The organism is Agromyces sp. Y558, assembly GCF_059445415.1.
Map to the genome: position 1 here is coordinate 258,685 of NZ_JCAIUH010000004.1, position 13,660 is coordinate 272,344.

General features: G+C 65.5%; 19 protein-coding genes. 1 reads left to right on the plus strand and 18 read right to left on the minus strand.

Going from position 1 to position 13,660, the window contains the following annotated elements:
• Positions 1–18: 18 nt before the first annotated feature.
• The 11 genes from rpsQ to rpsJ are packed head-to-tail and all read right to left on the minus strand — an operon-like array spanning position 19 to position 5,352.
• Positions 19–339 carry a 30S ribosomal protein S17 gene (gene rpsQ, locus AC1C2T_RS18730; protein WP_495362988.1) on the minus strand — a complete coding sequence of 107 codons (321 nt, stop codon included), beginning with the start codon at positions 337–339 and terminating at the stop codon, positions 19–21.
• Between the two features lie 2 nt (positions 340–341).
• The gene (gene rpmC, locus AC1C2T_RS18735; RefSeq protein WP_495362989.1) at positions 342–683 is read right to left on the minus strand and encodes a 50S ribosomal protein L29; all 342 of its coding nucleotides are present in this window, start codon (positions 681–683) and stop codon (positions 342–344) included.
• Positions 683–1,102 (minus strand): 50S ribosomal protein L16, encoded by a 420-nt coding sequence (rplP, locus tag AC1C2T_RS18740; RefSeq protein WP_495362990.1) that lies wholly within the window; start codon positions 1,100–1,102, stop codon positions 683–685. Before rplP ends, rpmC begins: the two co-directional genes overlap by 1 nt.
• Positions 1,103–1,104: 2 nt before the next feature.
• On the minus strand, positions 1,105–1,857 hold the full coding sequence (gene rpsC, locus AC1C2T_RS18745) for a 30S ribosomal protein S3 (RefSeq protein WP_495352930.1): 753 nt from the start codon (positions 1,855–1,857) through the stop codon (positions 1,105–1,107).
• Positions 1,857–2,222, minus strand: coding sequence for a 50S ribosomal protein L22 (gene rplV / locus AC1C2T_RS18750; protein WP_495362991.1), 366 nt, complete (start codon positions 2,220–2,222; stop codon positions 1,857–1,859). Before rplV ends, rpsC begins: the two co-directional genes overlap by 1 nt.
• 25 nt (positions 2,223–2,247) lie before the next feature.
• On the minus strand, positions 2,248–2,529 hold the full coding sequence (gene rpsS / locus AC1C2T_RS18755) for a 30S ribosomal protein S19 (RefSeq protein ID WP_495352928.1): 282 nt from the start codon (positions 2,527–2,529) through the stop codon (positions 2,248–2,250).
• 12 nt (positions 2,530–2,541) lie between these two features.
• Positions 2,542–3,381 carry a 50S ribosomal protein L2 gene (gene rplB, locus AC1C2T_RS18760; RefSeq protein WP_495362992.1) on the minus strand — a complete coding sequence of 280 codons (840 nt, stop codon included), beginning with the start codon at positions 3,379–3,381 and terminating at the stop codon, positions 2,542–2,544.
• Between the two features lie 17 nt (positions 3,382–3,398).
• On the minus strand, positions 3,399–3,704 hold the full coding sequence (gene rplW / locus AC1C2T_RS18765; RefSeq protein ID WP_495362993.1) for a 50S ribosomal protein L23: 306 nt from the start codon (positions 3,702–3,704) through the stop codon (positions 3,399–3,401).
• Positions 3,701–4,375 (minus strand): 50S ribosomal protein L4, encoded by a 675-nt coding sequence (gene rplD / locus AC1C2T_RS18770; protein WP_495362994.1) that lies wholly within the window; start codon positions 4,373–4,375, stop codon positions 3,701–3,703. Before rplD ends, rplW begins: the two co-directional genes overlap by 4 nt.
• Before the next feature lie 3 nt (positions 4,376–4,378).
• Positions 4,379–5,035 carry a 50S ribosomal protein L3 gene (rplC, locus tag AC1C2T_RS18775; RefSeq protein ID WP_495362995.1) on the minus strand — a complete coding sequence of 219 codons (657 nt, stop codon included), beginning with the start codon at positions 5,033–5,035 and terminating at the stop codon, positions 4,379–4,381.
• A gap of 8 nt (positions 5,036–5,043) precedes the next feature.
• Complete coding sequence (gene rpsJ / locus AC1C2T_RS18780; RefSeq protein WP_495362996.1) at positions 5,044–5,352, minus strand: 30S ribosomal protein S10; 309 nt, start codon at positions 5,350–5,352, stop codon at positions 5,044–5,046.
• A 499-nt stretch (positions 5,353–5,851) separates the two neighbouring features.
• On the opposite strand from rpsJ, the gene AC1C2T_RS18785 reads away from it, so the two are divergent.
• Entirely contained in the window at positions 5,852–6,301 is a 450-nt protein-coding gene (locus AC1C2T_RS18785; protein ID WP_495362997.1) for an OsmC family protein, read from the plus strand.
• 6 nt (positions 6,302–6,307) lie between these two features.
• Here the strand turns inward: AC1C2T_RS18785 and AC1C2T_RS18790 are convergent, their stop codons facing one another.
• The 7 genes from AC1C2T_RS18790 to AC1C2T_RS18820 all read right to left on the minus strand — a co-directional run bounded on the left by AC1C2T_RS18790 (position 6,308) and on the right by AC1C2T_RS18820 (position 13,645).
• The gene (locus AC1C2T_RS18790; protein WP_495386280.1) at positions 6,308–7,522 is read right to left on the minus strand and encodes an acyltransferase family protein; all 1,215 of its coding nucleotides are present in this window, start codon (positions 7,520–7,522) and stop codon (positions 6,308–6,310) included.
• A 105-nt stretch (positions 7,523–7,627) separates the two neighbouring features.
• The gene (tuf, locus tag AC1C2T_RS18795; protein ID WP_495362999.1) at positions 7,628–8,821 is read right to left on the minus strand and encodes an elongation factor Tu; all 1,194 of its coding nucleotides are present in this window, start codon (positions 8,819–8,821) and stop codon (positions 7,628–7,630) included.
• 113 nt (positions 8,822–8,934) lie between these two features.
• A complete protein-coding gene (gene fusA, locus AC1C2T_RS18800; protein ID WP_495363000.1) occupies positions 8,935–11,049 on the minus strand; it encodes an elongation factor G in 2,115 nt (704 codons plus the stop codon).
• A gap of 231 nt (positions 11,050–11,280) precedes the next feature.
• Positions 11,281–11,751, minus strand: coding sequence for a 30S ribosomal protein S7 (gene rpsG, locus AC1C2T_RS18805; protein ID WP_495363001.1), 471 nt, complete (start codon positions 11,749–11,751; stop codon positions 11,281–11,283).
• Positions 11,751–12,125, minus strand: coding sequence for a 30S ribosomal protein S12 (rpsL, locus tag AC1C2T_RS18810; protein ID WP_108596013.1), 375 nt, complete (start codon positions 12,123–12,125; stop codon positions 11,751–11,753). The genes rpsG and rpsL overlap by 1 nt, the downstream gene beginning before the upstream one ends.
• 298 nt (positions 12,126–12,423) lie before the next feature.
• Positions 12,424–13,071 (minus strand): spermidine/putrescine ABC transporter substrate-binding protein, encoded by a 648-nt coding sequence (locus tag AC1C2T_RS18815; protein WP_495363002.1) that lies wholly within the window; start codon positions 13,069–13,071, stop codon positions 12,424–12,426.
• 91 nt (positions 13,072–13,162) lie between these two features.
• Positions 13,163–13,645, minus strand: coding sequence for a DUF6121 family protein (locus AC1C2T_RS18820; RefSeq protein WP_495386281.1), 483 nt, complete (start codon positions 13,643–13,645; stop codon positions 13,163–13,165).
• Positions 13,646–13,660 lie beyond the last annotated feature (15 nt).

The following is a 13,660-nucleotide window of genomic DNA, read 5'->3' on the forward strand; positions in this document are numbered from 1 at the left end:
TTCAAGTAAGCCCGAGGCTTACTTGGCCTTCTCGACGATCTCGACCAGACGCCAGCGCTTGGTGGCGCTGAGCGGGCGGGTCTCGCTGATCACGACGAGGTCGCCGATGCCTGCGGTGTTCGCCTCGTCATGCGCCTTGACCTTGGAGGTGCGGCGGATGACCTTCCCGTAGAGAGGGTGCTTCACGCGGTCCTCGACCTCGACGACGATGGTCTTGTCCATCTTGTCGCTGGTCACGTAGCCGCGACGGACCTTGCGGTAGCCGCGGACGAGTTCGGCCGCGGAGTCGACCTCGGCCGCGGTGCCGACTCCGGCAGCTGGCTTCTTGGTCTCAGCCATGATCAGGCCTCCTTCGTCTCTGCTTCGGCAGCGTCATCAGCGACCGGTGCGGTCTCGGATGCCTCGGCCTTGGCCTTCTTGGTCTTCTTCTCGGCCTTGACCGGAGCTTCGACCGGCGCGGGCGTGGCCCGGATGCCGAGCTCGCGCTCGCGGATGACCGTGTAGATGCGCGCGATATCGCGCTTGACCGCGCGGAGGCGGCCATGGCTTTCGAGCTGACCCGTGGCCGACTGGAAGCGCAGGTTGAACAGCTCCTCCTTGGCCTTCTTCAGCTCATCGACGAGTCGCTCGTCTTCAAATGTGTCGAGCTCGACGGGGCTGAGCTCCTTGGTGCCGACGGCCATTATGCGTCGCCCTCCTCGCGCTTGATGATGCGTGCCTTGAGGGGCAGCTTGTGGATGGCACGGGTCAGAGCCTCACGAGCGAGTTCCTCGGAGACACCGGAGACCTCGAAGAGGACTCGACCCGGCTTGACGTTCGCGACCCACCACTCAGGCGAACCCTTACCGGAACCCATGCGGGTTTCGGCCGGCTTCTTCGTGAGCGGACGGTCGGGGTAGATGTTGATCCACACCTTTCCACCGCGCTTGATGTGACGGGTCATCGCGATACGAGCGGACTCGATCTGACGGTTCGTCACATACGCGGGGGTCAACGCCTGGATACCGTACTCACCGAAGGTGACCGTGGTGCCGCCGGTGGCGTGGCCCGAACGGCCGGGGTGGTGCTGCTTGCGGAACTTGACTCGACGGGGAATCAACATGGTTATGCCTCAACTCCTGCTGCCGCCGGCTCCTGCGCCTTGGGCGCACGACGGGGACGGTCGCTGCGCTCTGGGCGCGACGACTTCTGGTTGGCCTGCTCGCGGGCGAGCTCCTTGTTGGTGATGTCGCCCTTGTAGATCCAGACCTTCACACCGATGCGGCCGAACGTGGTCTTCGCCTCGTAGAAGCCGTAGTCGATGTTCGCGCGAAGCGTGTGCAGTGGCACACGGCCTTCGCGGTAGAACTCCGAACGGCTCATTTCGGCGCCGCCGAGGCGGCCGGAGACCTGAATTCGAACGCCCTTGGCGCCGGCGCGCTGGGCACCCTGCAGACCCTTGCGCATCGCGCGGCGGAATGCCACACGAGCGGAGAGCTGCTCGGCGATGCCCTGAGCGACGAGCTGTGCGTCGGCCTCGGGGTTCTTCACCTCGAGGATGTTCAGCTGGATCTGCTTGCCGCTGAGCTTCTCGAGGTCGGAGCGGATGCGCTCCGCTTCGGCTCCGCGGCGACCGATCACGATGCCGGGACGCGCCGTGTGGATGTCCACGCGGACACGGTCACGGGTGCGCTCGATCTCGATGCGCGAGACACCGGCACGGTCGAGCGACGTCTGGAGCAGTCGACGGATCTTGATGTCTTCTGCAAGATAGTCGGCATAGCGCTGACCGGGCTTCGTCGAGTCTGAGAACCACCGCGACACATGGTCGGTGGTGATGCCGAGACGGAAGCCGTACGGGTTGACCTTCTGACCCATTACTTCGTACCCTCCTCGGGCGTGGCGAGCACGACGGTGATGTGGCTCGTTCGCTTGTTGATGCGGAAGGCACGACCCTGGGCACGCGGCTGGAATCGCTTGAGGGTAGTGCCCTCATCGACGAATGCGCTGCTGATGTAGAGGTCCTGCTCGTCCAGATGGGTGTTCGAGGCATCGGCCTTGACGCGAGCGTTCGCGATGGCCGAGGCGACGAGCTTGTACACCGGCTCGCTCGCACCCTGGGGTGCGAACTTCAGGATGGCGAGTGCCTCCTGTGCCTGCTTACCGCGGATCAAGTTGACGACGCGACGGGCCTTCATGGGGGTCACGCGGATGTGTCGCACGCGTGCGATCGACTCCACCATTTCTTCTCCTCCTTCACGTCACCGCTTAGCGGCGACGGCCCTTCTTGTCGTCCTTCACGTGTCCACGGAAGGTGCGGGTGGGGGCGAACTCGCCGAGCTTGTGACCCACCATGGTCTCGGTGACGAACACCGGGATGTGCTTGCGACCGTCGTGCACCGCGATGGTGTGACCCAGCATGGCCGGGATGATCATCGAACGGCGTGACCAGGTCTTGATCACGTTCTTGCTGCTGGCCTCGTTGGCCGTGATCACCTTGCGAAGCAGGTGGTCATCGACGAAGGGGCCCTTCTTCAGACTGCGTGGCATCTTCTACAACTCCTACTTGCGCTTCTTGCCGACATTGCGACGGCGAACGATGAGCTTGTCGCTGGGAAGATCGCGCTTGCGCGTACGGCCTTCCTTCTGGCCCCACGGGCTGACGGGGTGACGTCCACCGGACGTCTTGCCCTCACCACCACCGTGCGGGTGATCGACCGGGTTCATGGCCACACCGCGCACGGTCGGGCGGACGCCCTTCCAACGCATGCGGCCGGCCTTGCCCCAGTTGATGTTCGACTGCTCGGCGTTGCCGACCTCGCCGACGGTCGCGCGGCAGCGCGCGTCGACGTTACGGATCTCGCCCGAGGGCAGACGCAGCTGGGCGTAGGGGCCGTCTTTCGCAACGAGGCGAACGGAGGCACCGGCCGAACGGGCCATCTTCGCGCCGCCACCGGGGCGGAGCTCGATCGCGTGGATCACGGTACCGGTGGGGATGTTCTTCAGCGGCAGGTTGTTGCCGGGCTTGATGTCGGCCGCGGCGCCAGACTCGACGATGTCGCCCTGAGCGAGCTTGTTCGGAGCGAGGATGTACCGCTTGGTGCCGTCGACGAAGTGCAGCAGCGCGATGCGCGCGGTGCGGTTGGGGTCGTACTCGATGTGAGCGACCTTGGCGTTGATGCCGTCTTTGTCGTTGCGACGGAAGTCGATCACGCGGTACTGGCGCTTGTGGCCACCACCGATGTGACGCGTCGTGATGCGACCCTGGTTGTTGCGACCACCAGTCTTGGACAGCGGGCGGAGCAGCGACTTCTCGGGCGTCGACCGCGTGATCTCCGCGAAGTCGGCGACCGACGAACCGCGACGACCAGGGGTCGTGGGCTTGTACTTACGAATAGCCATTCTTTTTCCTCTGCTCCCTAGCCGACAGCCGTGAAGATGTCGATCGAGCCGGACTTGAGCGTGACGATCGCGCGCTTGGTGTCCTTGCGCTTGCCAAGGCCGAACCGGGTACGGCGCGTCTTGCCCTGACGGTTCAGGGTGTTGATCGACGCCACCTGGACGTTGAAGATCTTCTCGATCGCGAGCTTGATCTCGGTCTTGTTCGAGCGAGGGTCCACGATGAACGTGTACTTGCCCTCGTCGATCAGGCCGTAGCTCTTCTCCGAGACGACGGGCGCGATGATGATTTCGCGCGGGTCCTTGTTGTTCGCGGCGGCGGTCATGCCGAGACCTCTTCCTTCACTGCGCTGTCAGCCTTGGGCGCCTTGGAGGCCACGAAGGCCTCGAGCGCAGCGGTGCTGAAGACGATGTCGTCTGAGACGAGCACGTCGTAGGCGTTCAGCTGGTCGACGCGCAGCACGTGCACGGTCGGGATGTTGCGCACGGCGCGCTGCGCGAGCTCTTCATCCTGCGTGAGCACGATGAGGAAGCGCTTGGCCGGAGCGATCGCACCGAGGAGAGCGACGGCGTCCTTCGTCCTCGGCGTCTCGCCGGCGACGAAACCGGAGACCGCGTGGATGCGGCCGCCGCGTGCGCGGTCGGAGAGCGAGCCGAGGAGGGCTGCGGCGATCATCTTCTTGGGGGTGCGCTGCGAGTAGTCACGCGGCTGCGGGCCGTGGACGATGCCACCGCCGGTCATCTGAGGAGCGCGGATCGAACCCTGACGGGCGCGGCCGGTGCCCTTCTGCTTGAACGGCTTGCGACCGGCGCCGGAAACTTCGCCGCGGGTCTTGGTCTTGTGCGTGCCCTGGCGCGCTGCTGCGAGCTGGGCGACGACGACCTGGTGGATGAGCGGGACGTTGGTCTGCACGTCGAAGAGTTCGGCGGGCAGCTCGACCGAGCCGGACTTCTTGCCGGTCGCGTCGAGCACGTCAATGGTGTTGGCGGTAGCCATGGACTACGCCCCCTTCACTGCGTTGCGGACGAAAACGAGGCGGCCGCGAGCACCGGGAACTGCGCCCTTGACGAGCAGCAGGCCCTTCTCGGCGTCGACGGCGTGCACGCGGAGGTTGAGCACGGTCACGCGCTCGCCACCCATGCGACCGGCCATGCGCATGCCCTTGAAGACACGGCTGGGGGTCGAGGAGGCACCGATCGAGCCGGGCTTGCGGTGGTTGCGGTGCGAACCGTGCGAAGCGGAGACACCCTTGAAGTTGTGGCGCTTCATGACACCGGCGAAGCCCTTGCCCTTGCTCGTGCCGACGACGTCGACGAGCTGGCCGGCTTCGAAGGTGGCCTCGACGGTGAGCTCCTGGCCGCGCTCGTACGAGGCGGCGTCAGCGGTGCGCACCTCGGTGAGGTGGCGACGCGGAGTCACGCCCGCCTCACGGAAGTGACCGGCTGCGGGCAGGTTCACCTTGCGCGGGTCGATGGCGCCTGCCGCGATCTGAACAGCCTGGTAGCCGTCTTTCTCGGGAGTGCGAACCTGGGTGACCACGTTCGGGGCGATCTCGATGACAGTGACCGGAACGAGCTTGTTGTTCTCGTCCCACACCTGGGTCATGCCGAGCTTCGTGCCCAGCAGTCCCTTCACGTTCTTGGTAGCGGAAGACATCTGTTACCTCAGAGCTTGATCTCGATGTTGACGTCGGCCGGCAGGTCGAGTCGCATGAGCGAGTCGACGGCCTTGGGCGTCGGGTCCACGATGTCGATGAGACGCTTGTGGGTGCGCATCTCGAAGTGCTCGCGGCTGTCCTTGTACTTGTGCGGCGAACGGATGACGCACACCACGTTCTTCTCCGTCGGAAGCGGCACGGGGCCGACGACCGTGGCGCCCGCGCGGGTCACCGTGTCGACGATCTTGCGCGCCGAGATGTCGATGACCTCGTGGTCATACGACTTCAGTCGAATGCGGATCTTCTGTCCCGCCATTACTGACTCTCTCTCTGTCAAGGCGTCTTACCCTTCCGAGGGCATCGGACGCCGCGTAGCTACTCCGTGTGAAGCACCACTGTTCTTCTGTCAAAGGCCGGTGATCGAGCCTGTCGAAACCACCCGGGCGGATATTCTCCGCCGCGGTGCCCTCGACACGCCCGACCTCTTGCCCGCCGACGCGCACGCAGACACACCTGTGTCTTTGCAGGCACAGGCCCTTTGCGTTGTGGTTGTCGGTTTGTCTGTTCTCCTGCCTGCGGCCTAGCCTGACCCCCGTATGAACCGGGTGGCTATGCACTGCCTGACAGTGATCCGATCGGCGCGCACGCATGCACGCGTTCGAAATGTTGAACTCATCGAGTTTGCCACAGTCCGGGCCTCCATGCAACCCGGGCGTGTCGCGTCCGCTCGGTTCACAGCCTGGTTGCAGGTTTGGATGCCTCGAGCCCGACGCATCCGTGATGGAATCGAGCTGACGACCATGACTGGAGGCCTCATGACCGAGCACGCGCACCGAGTGAGTGAGCGGATCGGACCGGGCAGCGTCTCGGTCACGCGCACCGGCTCACGCACCTATGAGGGCATGAACGAGCGCGGCTCGACAGTGCTGATCGGGCCGGAAGAGGCGGAAGGCCACTTCACCCCCGGTGAATTGCTGAAGCTCGCCCTCGCCGGGTGCGCAGGCATGAGCGCCGACCGGGTCGCGGCGCGCCGTCTCGGCGACGACTTCGCAATGACCGTATGGGCGCACGGCACCGCCGACGCCGACAACCGCTACTCGCGCGTCGACGAAGAACTGCTCGTCGACCTCTCCGTGCTCGAACCGGCCGAACGCACGAAGCTCATCGAGATCATGGTGAAGGCGATCGATCGCGGCTGCACCGTCGCTCGCAGCGTGCACGGGAGCATCGAACTCGAGACGACGATCGACGGAACCACGGTCTGACCGACGTCACTCGCGGTCGCTGCGATCGCACGCGAGCGCATGCTCCGCGGCCATGCCCGGCGCGACGACGCCGGCAGCGACGACGATCGCGACCACAGCAGCGATGCCGCCGATGACGACCGACGGGCGACCGCCGACTCCCTTCGCAGGAGTGCGGAACGGGTCCTCGATGAATCGCTTCGACAGGCCCGCGACGAGGAACGCGAGCGCGACGAGCAGCACCATGAGCCACGGCGGGCTCGGCATACCGGTGAAGTAGGGCACGAACATGAAGATCGGCCAGTGCCAGAGATAGAGCGAGTACGACACATCCCCCGTCCACTGCACGGGGGTCGCTCCGGCGAGACGGGCCGGTGACCACGCGACATCCGGCATGCCCGCCCAGATCACCGCGATGGTTCCCGCGACCGGCAGGAGCACGACGACTCCGGGGAACAGTTCGTGCGAACGGAAGGCGACGATCGGCACGACGATCAGCGCGAGCCCCACCCATGACGCCGCGCTGCGCCAACGCGCATGAACTGGACTCGGCGTGCCGGCGACGACGGCGAGGATCCCCCCGACGCCGAATTCCCACGTGCGGGTGAGTGTCGAGAAGTAGGCGAGATCCGCGTTCTGAGTGGTGAGCACGACGGAGTACGTGAGGGATGCCGCGGTGACCGTGCCGAGCACGGCCAGCACGAAGCGCCGGGAGGCCACTCCCCTGCGCGCAGCGATCCAGAGCCCGAGGATGATGAGGAGCGGCCAGAACAGGTAGAACTGCTCCTCGACCGACAGCGACCAGAAGTGCTGCACCGGCGTCGATTCCAGATCAGCCCGGCGCGGGATCTGCGAATCAATGGCCAACTGCCAGTTCTCGTAGTAGAGCGCGCTCGCCACGATCTCGCGGAACCACGATCGCCACTCGCGCTGCGGAACGACGAGGAGCGTGAGCACGGACACTGCCAGCAGCACCACGACCGCAGCGGGGAGGATACGCCGAGCACGGCGGAGGTAGAAGCTGCTCAGCGAGATTCTTCCGCGCGTCTCGGCCTCTCGGAGGAGCAGGCCGGTGATGAGGAATCCCGAGACGACGAAGAAGACATCGACGCCCATGTACCCGGCCGGCGCGACGGCCGGCCAACCGTGATGGAGCACGACCGCTCCGACGGCGAGCGCCCGGAGAGCCTGGATCTCGGGGCGAACCGTCGATCGAACGAGTGGCTGAGTGGGAACTGCCATCCGTTCCAGCGTAGAACCCTCGCCCGGTTCGCGCGAGAGCGAACAGGAAAAGGGGCCGGCCCAGAAGGACCGACCCCTTTTCCGGATCGCGAAATGCGAAAGGTGTTACTTGAGCACCTTCGTGACCGTGCCGGCGCCGACGGTGCGACCACCCTCACGGATGGCGAAGCCGAGGCCCTCCTCCATGGCGATCGGCTGGATGAGCTCGACCGTCATGTCGGTGGTGTCGCCGGGCATGACCATCTCGGTGCCCTCGGGCAGCGTGATGACGCCGGTGACGTCGGTGGTGCGGAAGTAGAACTGCGGGCGGTAGTTCGCGTAGAACGGGTTGTGACGCCCGCCCTCCTCCTTGGAGAGGATGTACGCGGTGCCCTCGAAGTTCGTGTGCGGCGTGACCGACCCGGGAGCGACGACGACCTGGCCGCGCTCCACGTCTTCGCGCTTGGTACCGCGAAGGAGCAGACCGCAGTTCTCGCCGGCCCATGCCTCGTCGAGCTGCTTGTGGAACATCTCGATGCCGGTGACCGTGGTCTTCTGCGTCGGGCGGATGCCGACGATCTCGACCTCGGAGTTGATCTTCAGCGTGCCACGCTCGGCGCGGCCCGTGACGACGGTTCCACGACCGGTGATCGTGAAGACGTCCTCGATCGGCATGAGGAAGGGCTTGTCCTTGTCGCGCACCGGGTCGGGGATCGACTCGTCGACGGCGTCCATGAGGTCGAGAACCGACTTGACCCACTTCTCGTCGCCCTCGAGAGCCTTCAGGCCGGAGACCTGCACGACGGGAGCGTTGTCACCGTCGAAGCCCTGGCTGGAAAGCAGCTCGCGAACCTCGAGCTCGACGAGCTCGAGGATCTCTTCGTCGTCGACCATGTCGGACTTGTTGAGCGCAACGAGCAGGTAGGGCACGCCGACCTGCTTGGCGAGCAGCACGTGCTCACGCGTCTGAGCCATCGGGCCGTCGGTCGCCGCGACCACGAGGATCGCGCCGTCCATCTGCGCAGCACCGGTGATCATGTTCTTGATGTAGTCGGCGTGACCCGGGGCGTCGACGTGCGCGTAGTGGCGCTTCGGCGTCTCGTACTCGACGTGCGAGATGTTGATCGTGATGCCACGCTGGCGCTCTTCAGGAGCGGAGTCGATCGACGCGAAGTCGCGCTTCACGTTGGTGGCCGACGGGTACTTGTCGGCGAGCACCTTCGAGATCGCGGCGGTGAGCGTGGTCTTACCGTGGTCGACGTGACCGATCGTTCCGATGTTGACGTGCGGCTTGGTCCGCTCGAACTTGGCCTTAGCCACTGTGGGTCCTCCTCAGGACTCGTGTAGAGCCCCCGGGCGCTGGATTGCGACCGGTGGTCTACGGGGGTTTGTGTTGATATGTTACGCGAACCGGCAGGTTCGTGCGTCTCGGACTATTCGCCCTTGTTCTTCTGGACGATCTCGTCGGCCACAGCCTTCGGGACCTCCGCGTAGCTCTGGAACTCCATCGAGTACACCGCGCGACCAGAGGTCTTCGACCGAAGGTCGCCGATGTATCCGAACATCTCCGAGAGCGGGACGTGCGCACGCACGACCTTCACGCCTGCGGCATCCTCCATCGACTGGATCTGACCGCGACGCGAGTTCAGGTCGCCGATGACGTCGCCCATGTACTCCTCAGGAGTACGGACCTCGACGGACATCAGCGGTTCGAGCAGTACGGGGTTCGCCTTGCGAGCGGCTTCCTTGAAGCCCATCGATCCGGCGATCTTGAACGCCATCTCCGAGGAGTCGACGTCGTGGGCCGCACCGTCGAGCAGGCTCGCCTTCACGCCGACCATCGGGTAGCCCGCGAGAATGCCGTACTGCATGGCATCGCGGAACCCGGCGTCGACCGAGGGGATGTACTCGCGGGGGATGCGACCACCGCTGACCTTGTTCTCGAACTCGTAGGTCTTGTCGCCTTCGATCTCGAGCGGCTCGATCGCGAACTGGATCTTCGCGAACTGGCCGGAACCACCGGTCTGCTTCTTGTGGGTGAAGTCGTGCTTCTCGACCGCGCGCTTGATCGTCTCGCGGTACGCGACCTGGGGCTTGCCCACGTTGGCCTCGACGTTGAATTCGCGCTTCATGCGGTCGACCAGGATGTCGAGGTGAAGCTCGCCCATGCCCTTGATGACCGTCTGGCCCGTCTCGGAGTTCTGCTCGGTACGGAACGTCGGGTCTTCTTCGGCGAGCTTCTGGATCGCAGTGCCGAGCTTCTCCTGGTCGGCCTTGGTCTTCGGCTCGATCGCGACCTCGATCACAGGGTCGGGGAAGGTCATCGACTCGAGCACGACCTGGTTGTTCGGGTCGCACAACGTGTCACCGGTCGTGGTGTCTTTCAGACCGATGACGGCGTAGATGTTGCCGGCGGTCACCGAGTCGACGGGGATCTCCTTGTTGGCGTGCATCTGGAAGATCTTGCCGATGCGCTCCTTCTTGCCCTTGGTCGAGTTGACGACCTGGGCACCCGAGTCGAGACGACCCGAGTAGACGCGCACATAGGTGAGGCGACCGAAGAACGGGTGCACGGCGACCTTGAACGCGAGGGCCGTGAACGGCTCGGAGGCATCCGCGTGACGCATGACGACCTTCTCCTCGTCGCGAGCGTCGTGCGCCTCGATGGCGGGTACGTCGAGCGGCGACGGGAGGTAGTCGATGACGGCGTCGAGCATCGGCTGCACACCGCGGTTCTTGAAGGCCGAACCGCAGAGCACCGGGTAGATCTCGCTCTTGACCGTGAGGCCGCGGATGGCCGTTTTGATCTCGGCGACGGTCAGCTCTTCGCCACCGAAGTAGCGCTCCATCAGGGCGTCGTCGGTCTCGGCGACAGCCTCGAGCAGCAGCGTGCGGTACTCGGCAGCCTTCTCGACGAGGTCGGCGGGGATCTCCTCGATGGCGTACTTGGCGCCCATCTCGACGTCACCCTTCGCGTCGCCGCGCCAGGTGAGCGCACGCATCTCGACGAGGTCGACGACGCCCTCGAAGGAGGACTCCGCACCGATCGGCAGCTGCAGCACGAGCGGCTTGGCGCCGAGGCGGTTGATGATGGTGTCGACCGTGAAGTAGAAGTCGGCGCCGAGCTTGTCCATCTTGTTGACGAAGCAGATGCGCGGCACGTTGTACTTGTCGGCCTGACGCCAGACCGTCTCGGACTGGGGCTCGACGCCCTCCTTGCCATCGAAGACGGCAACGGCGCCATCGAGCACGCGAAGCGAGCGCTCGACCTCGACCGTGAAGTCGACGTGACCGGGGGTGTCGATGATGTTGATCTGGTTGTTGTTCCAGAAGCAGGTCACGGCGGCAGACGTGATCGTGATGCCGCGTTCCTTCTCCTGCTCCATCCAGTCGGTCGTCGAGGCGCCGTCGTGGGTCTCGCCGATCTTGTGGTTGACGCCCGTGTAGAACAGGATGCGCTCGGTCGTGGTGGTCTTACCGGCATCGATGTGCGCCATGATGCCGATGTTGCGGACCTTGTTCAGGTCGGTGAGCACGTCTTGTGCCACGGGTGTTCCTCCGGAGATTCAGGAAGGGGAAAGGGAGTGGGAGCGGATGCCGCGAGCGGCCCTCCGACGAGCGCAGGGCCCGCCACGCGGCATCCGCTCGCCTACAACCAGCGGGAGTGGGCCCGATCGGATGCCGGTCGCGGTACGCGATGACATCCGACTGGCCTGCTACCAGCGGCAGTGGGCCGATCGGATGCCGGTCGCGGTACGCGATGGCATCCGACTGGCCTGCTACCAGCGGTAGTGGGCGAAGGCGCGGTTCGACTCGGCCATCTTGTGGGTGTCTTCACGGCGCTTGACCGCGGCACCCAGGCCGTTCGAGGCGTCGAGGATCTCGTTGGTGAGACGCTCGGTCATGGTCTTCTCGCGACGAGCCTTGGCGTAGCTGGTGAGCCAGCGGAGAGCCAGGGTGTTGGCGCGGTGAGGCTTGACCTCGACGGGGACCTGGTAGGTCGAGCCGCCGACGCGGCGCGAACGCACCTCGAGGGTCGGGCGCACGTTGTCGAGCGCCTTCTTGAGGGTGGCGACGGCATCTTGGCCGTTCTTCTCGGCAACGGTCTCGAGGGCGTCGTAGACGATGCGCTGGGCGAGGTCTTTCTTGCCGTCGATGAGGATCTTGTTGACGAGCTGGCTGACGACGGGCGAGCCGTAGACCGGATCGGCGACGACGGGGCGCTTCGGAGCTGGTCCTTTGCGAGGCATTACTTCTTCTCCATCTTCGCGCCGTACTTGCTGCGACCCTGCTTGCGGTTCTTCACGGCCTGCGTGTCGAGCGCGCCGCGGACGATCTTGTAGCGCACACCCGGAAGGTCTTTCACACGACCGCCGCGGATGAGCACCATCGAGTGCTCCTGAAGGTTGTGGCCCTCGCCGGGGATGTAGGCGGTGACCTCACTGCCGTTGGAGAGCTTCACACGAGCGACCTTGCGGAGCGCGGAGTTCGGCTTCTTCGGGGTGGTGGTGTACACACGCGTGCATACGCCGCGCTGCTGGGGGTTGGCCTTCAGGGCGGGAGCCTTGGTCTTGGTGACCTTCGGCGAGCGACCCTTGCGGACCAACTGCTGAATGGTTGGCACTGCTTCTCCTTGTTGGTGCTGCACGGTGACAGCGTTTGATGGAATTCACATCAGACCCACCGGCACTGCAGAGCGCAGCGCCGTTTCAGTGGTGGGTATGCCGTGGGGGCGACCCGTGAGGGTGCCCATGACGTGGTCGACCTGCCGCTGCCTGCCTCGAGCGCCTTGTTCTTCGCAGAATGTCGGGGCACGATTCAAGCGCGCGTCAAAGCGCACACTCGATCTATGGTAATGCCACGTAACCTTGCGGTCAAATGGGGACGGATGCCGCAGGCCCGCGTTCGCTGTCGGCAAACCGTCAGCTCGGCCACCCGGGCGAATCGAGCTCCCGTTCGAGGTCGGCGAGGAGGTCTTCGACCTGCGGCTCGACGAACTCGATCACGGCGTCGCCGATGCGCCCGCGGTGCTGGGCGAGTTCGACGCAGATGCGCCGACCGAGCTGCTTGGCGAAGTCATCGGCGAGACGCACCTCTTCGCGGAGCGCCTCCTTCTCCTCCATCGTGAACGGGCGCGGCGCCGGCTCGAGCGCGTCAGCCGCAGCGTCGGCCTCGAGTCCGCTGAGCGTGAAGAGGAACGGCTGGTCGGGCACCGGCTCGGGGTCGAGGTCGAGACCGAGGAATTCCGGCTCGAGGCCCTCGCCCGCACGATACGGGCGCCGCGCCTTGCGCTCTTCGGCGAGCCGGATCTCACGGTGCAGCATCGGCAGGTTGCGCGCCGTGTAGTCGTCGACCGCAAGGTCGATGATGCCCTTCATGCGCATCGAGAAGGAATGCTGCACGGGGTGCGGCACATCGACGTCGAGCCCTGCGGCGGTGAGGATCGGCGACCCGAAGCACCGAGTGCAGAGCCGCACGCGGGCGCGGTGGGTGCCAGGTCGCCACCGGGGCAGCCACGCCAGCCACCGGTCGACCTCGTGGCTCACCCGCGCCTCGATCGAACCCTGCATCAGCTTCACGATAGCGCCGAGCCCCTGCCGCAAACCGATACGGCCGCCGAGTGGCGCGCCGCGGCCCCTTCGACGGGCTCGGGGAACGCCGTCACTCGTTGTCTTCGTCGCGCTCCCACGGCCACAGTGGCCGCTCCATGCCGGCGCCGCGCCCGCGCGCGACGAGCACGGCGAGTGATGCCGTCAGTACGGCCAGCGCCGGGATGAGCAACCCGAACCACCCGATGCCGAAGCCGAGGCCGAACAGGAGCGCCGCCAGCATCGTGTTCGACGTGCTCGCGAGCGCATAGCCGATGACTGCGACCACGACCGCGGCGAGCCAGCTCCACACCGCCGAGAACGCGAGGCTCGGCAGCATCCGGTCAGGCCGACGAAGGGTCAGGGCGAGGGTGAGCAGCACGGCGACGACGGATGCCCCGACCGCCGCCGGGGCGACGAAGCGACCGGCCTCGGGGTCGGTGATCACCTCGATGCCGCCGAGGAGACTCACGAACCCGTAGGCGCATACGATGAACGCGAGATCGAGTGCCGCGGCGAACGCGGCGACGATCCAGGCGGTGCGGCGCGGGTCCATGACTTCGAGACTACG

What these genes read in the sequence shown, in the direction of transcription:
- rpsQ (WP_495362988.1), bottom strand. Translation starts at nt 339, where the DNA reads ATGGCTGAGACCAAGAAGCCAGCTGCCGGAGTCGGCACCGCGGCCGAG.
- rpmC (WP_495362989.1), bottom strand. Translation starts at nt 683, where the DNA reads ATGGCCGTCGGCACCAAGGAGCTCAGCCCCGTCGAGCTCGACACATTT.
- rplP (WP_495362990.1), bottom strand. Translation starts at nt 1,102, where the DNA reads ATGTTGATTCCCCGTCGAGTCAAGTTCCGCAAGCAGCACCACCCCGGC.
- rpsC (WP_495352930.1), bottom strand. Translation starts at nt 1,857, where the DNA reads ATGGGTCAGAAGGTCAACCCGTACGGCTTCCGTCTCGGCATCACCACC.
- rplV (WP_495362991.1), bottom strand. Translation starts at nt 2,222, where the DNA reads ATGGTGGAGTCGATCGCACGCGTGCGACACATCCGCGTGACCCCCATG.
- rpsS (WP_495352928.1), bottom strand. Translation starts at nt 2,529, where the DNA reads ATGCCACGCAGTCTGAAGAAGGGCCCCTTCGTCGATGACCACCTGCTT.
- rplB (WP_495362992.1), bottom strand. Translation starts at nt 3,381, where the DNA reads ATGGCTATTCGTAAGTACAAGCCCACGACCCCTGGTCGTCGCGGTTCG.
- rplW (WP_495362993.1), bottom strand. Translation starts at nt 3,704, where the DNA reads ATGACCGCCGCCGCGAACAACAAGGACCCGCGCGAAATCATCATCGCG.
- rplD (WP_495362994.1), bottom strand. Translation starts at nt 4,375, where the DNA reads ATGGCTACCGCCAACACCATTGACGTGCTCGACGCGACCGGCAAGAAG.
- rplC (WP_495362995.1), bottom strand. Translation starts at nt 5,035, where the DNA reads ATGTCTTCCGCTACCAAGAACGTGAAGGGACTGCTGGGCACGAAGCTC.
- rpsJ (WP_495362996.1), bottom strand. Translation starts at nt 5,352, where the DNA reads ATGGCGGGACAGAAGATCCGCATTCGACTGAAGTCGTATGACCACGAG.
- AC1C2T_RS18785 (WP_495362997.1), top strand. Translation starts at nt 5,852, where the DNA reads ATGACCGAGCACGCGCACCGAGTGAGTGAGCGGATCGGACCGGGCAGC.
- AC1C2T_RS18790 (WP_495386280.1), bottom strand. Translation starts at nt 7,522, where the DNA reads ATGGCAGTTCCCACTCAGCCACTCGTTCGATCGACGGTTCGCCCCGAG.
- rpsG (WP_495363001.1), bottom strand. Translation starts at nt 11,751, where the DNA reads ATGCCTCGCAAAGGACCAGCTCCGAAGCGCCCCGTCGTCGCCGATCCG.
- AC1C2T_RS18815 (WP_495363002.1), bottom strand. Translation starts at nt 13,071, where the DNA reads ATGCAGGGTTCGATCGAGGCGCGGGTGAGCCACGAGGTCGACCGGTGG.
- AC1C2T_RS18820 (WP_495386281.1), bottom strand. Translation starts at nt 13,645, where the DNA reads ATGGACCCGCGCCGCACCGCCTGGATCGTCGCCGCGTTCGCCGCGGCA.